Below are 2392 nucleotides of genomic sequence, written 5' to 3' on the forward strand. Positions count from 1 at the left end.
GATCAACGGCCTGGAGGTGTGCCGGGCGTTGCGGGTACGACCGGACGGCGTACCGATCGTCATGCTGACCGCCCGCGGTGACGAGGCCGACCGCATCCTCGGGCTGCAACTCGGCGCTGACGACTACCTCACCAAGCCCTTCTCTCCCCGGGAACTGGTGTTGCGGGTCCGGTCGGTGCTTCGCCGCGCCGGCGGTCATCCGCCAGCCGAACGGCCGGAGGCGCTCACCGACGGCGACCTGGTGGTGCACACCACGTCCCGAACCGCCCGCCTCGGGGGCACCGATCTGGCTCTGACACTGCGGGAATTCGACCTGCTCGTCCACCTCATGCGGCATCCGTCCCGGGTGTTCGACCGGGCCGAGCTTCTCGAGCAGGTCTGGGGCTGGAACTTCGGGGACCACTCGACAGTGACAGTGCACGTACGCCGCCTGCGGGAGAAGATCGAGACCAACCCGGCCGATCCGCAGCGGATCGTGACCGTCTGGGGCGTCGGCTACCGCTACGAGCCGGCCGATGCGTGACGTACTCCTGATCTTCGCGATCGCCCTCGGCGCGGCGCTCGGTATCGGGCTCGCCGGCGCGGTGCTGCTCCGCGCCCTCCGCCGCAGCTCGATCACCGTGCATCTCAGCGTGCTGCTCACCACCACCGTTGTCGCCGTCGCCGTCGGGGTGATGGCGGTCGCGGAGGCGATGTTCCTCTCCACACACGACAGCGAGGTTGTCCTGATCACCGTCGCGGCGGCGGCGGTGGTCAGTCTCGCCGTCGGCGGGCACTTCGGCCGCCGGCTGGCCCGCGCCGCGGTCTGGCGCGACCAGGCCCGGGAGCGGGAACGGCAACTGGAGAAGGGCCGGCGCGACCTGGTCGCCTGGGTCTCGCACGACCTGCGGACCCCGCTGGCCGGGCTACGGGCGATGGCGGAGGCGCTGGAGGATCGGGTGGTTCGCGATCCGGACACTGTCGACGAGTACCACCGACGCATCCGCGTGGAGACCGACCGGATGACCCGGCTCGTCGACGACCTGTTCGAGCTGTCCCGGATCAACGCGGGAGCGCTGCGGTTGTCGTTGACGGCGGTGCCGCTCGGCGAGGTGGTCTCGGACGCGCTGGCCAGCACCGTCCCGCTGGCCGAGGCTCGCCGAATCAAGCTGATCGCCAGCGAGTCGGGGTGGCCGACGGTCGCCGCGAGCGAACCCGAACTGGCTCGGGTCGTGGCCAACCTGCTGCTCAACGCGGTCCGCTACACCCCGGCCGACGGCACCGTACGCATCGAAGCAGGCCGAGAGGAGGACCAGGCCTGGCTGTCGGTCGCCGACACCTGTGGCGGAATTCCCCCGGACGACCTGCCCCGGCTGTTCGACATCGCGTTCCGTGGTGAACCGGCCCGCACCCCCGGCCCCGGCGACGGTGGGGCGTCCGGAGGGCTCGGCCTGGCCATCGTTCGTGGCCTGGTGGAGGCACATGGAGGTCGGGTCGAGGTACGCAACACCCCCGACGGCTGTCAGTTCATGGTCCGACTGGCGACCGCCTGAGCAGAAACGGCGGGCTTTCCATCTGTCGGAGCCGCCGTCGCGGTGTCTGCGCGTGGCCCGTCAGACCAGCCAGTGACCATCACGCATCAGGTCACGACCGGCGATCTCGTTCTCCTCCCGCCACGCCTGGATCCGCCGAGGTGTCACCCGCAGGTACGCGTACCGGGTTGCGCCGACCCGCGCGTCCCAGAGTCTCGCGGCGAACGCGTCGGCCAGCTCGACCGGCACGGTGTCGCGGGTGAACGTCTCGGCGGTGCCGTCGATGAGAACCACGTCGCGCGTCGTGCCGAGCGACATCCGCACCCGCCCGGAGGCTCGCAGATTGCGGGCGGTCGGGCTGGACTCGGCGGTGGCCAGGGTGAGGGCCGTGCTGTCCCAGAGGAACGAGAGCGGCACCAGGTAGGGGTTGCCCTCCCGGTCCGCCGAGGCGACCCACGCGTCCAGATCGTGTTCGAGGCGAGCGAGGGTGTCCCGCTTACGCTGCGCCAGTTCGCGCGGTGCTTCGAATTCCACGTCTGAGTCCTCCATGCGGTCGGCGTGGCGTCACCGGGCGTCCAGCCCCCGATGGCGCGCTACTTCGGAATCAGAAAGTCCGGCTCAACCGACCCGCTGGGCCAGCACCTGCCCGGGCCAGGAGCCGAACAGGAAGGTTTCGGTGCGGGTGAACCCCTGGCGCTCGTAGAACGCCACCAGCTCGCCGCCGCCGCCCGCCCAGGCGGGAAGAGGGTGACCCAGGTCGCTCGGGCCGCACGCGCGAGGCGTCCCGGTGGGCCAGCTCAGTAGCGCGGGGTGCCCGGGCAGCGCTGCACCGCCGGGCCGCGCTGCACCGCCGGGCCGCGCCGGCCCCGGGCCCGCCAGCT

Annotated in this window: 3 protein-coding genes and 1 pseudogene; 2 read left to right on the forward strand and 2 right to left on the reverse strand. The window is 71.5% G+C overall.

Going from position 1 to position 2392, the window contains the following annotated elements:
• Together KBX53_RS29820 and KBX53_RS29825 are read left to right on the forward strand one after the other, a co-directional pair.
• Positions 1-523: response regulator transcription factor (locus KBX53_RS29820; RefSeq protein ID WP_210862998.1), on the forward strand; the 523-nt coding region annotated here is incomplete at its 5' end.
• On the forward strand, positions 516-1532 hold the full coding sequence (locus tag KBX53_RS29825) for a sensor histidine kinase KdpD (protein ID WP_210863000.1): 1017 nt from the start codon (positions 516-518) through the stop codon (positions 1530-1532). The genes KBX53_RS29820 and KBX53_RS29825, both read left to right, overlap by 8 nt.
• A 60-nt stretch (positions 1533-1592) precedes the next feature.
• On the opposite strand, the gene KBX53_RS29830 is transcribed toward KBX53_RS29825, so the two are convergent.
• The gene (locus KBX53_RS29830) at positions 1593-2045 is read right to left on the reverse strand and encodes a pyridoxamine 5'-phosphate oxidase family protein (RefSeq protein WP_309140885.1); all 453 of its coding nucleotides are present in this window, start codon (positions 2043-2045) and stop codon (positions 1593-1595) included.
• An 84-nt stretch (positions 2046-2129) separates the two neighbouring features.
• A pseudogene (locus KBX53_RS36650) lies at positions 2130-2392 on the reverse strand (hypothetical protein); the annotation flags it as partial.

The organism is Micromonospora sp. M51 (genome assembly GCF_018070305.1).
Lineage (GTDB): Bacteria > Actinomycetota > Actinomycetes > Mycobacteriales > Micromonosporaceae > Micromonospora > Micromonospora parva.

What these genes read in the sequence shown, in the direction of transcription:
- KBX53_RS29825 (WP_210863000.1), top strand. Translation starts at nt 516, where the DNA reads ATGCGTGACGTACTCCTGATCTTCGCGATCGCCCTCGGCGCGGCGCTC.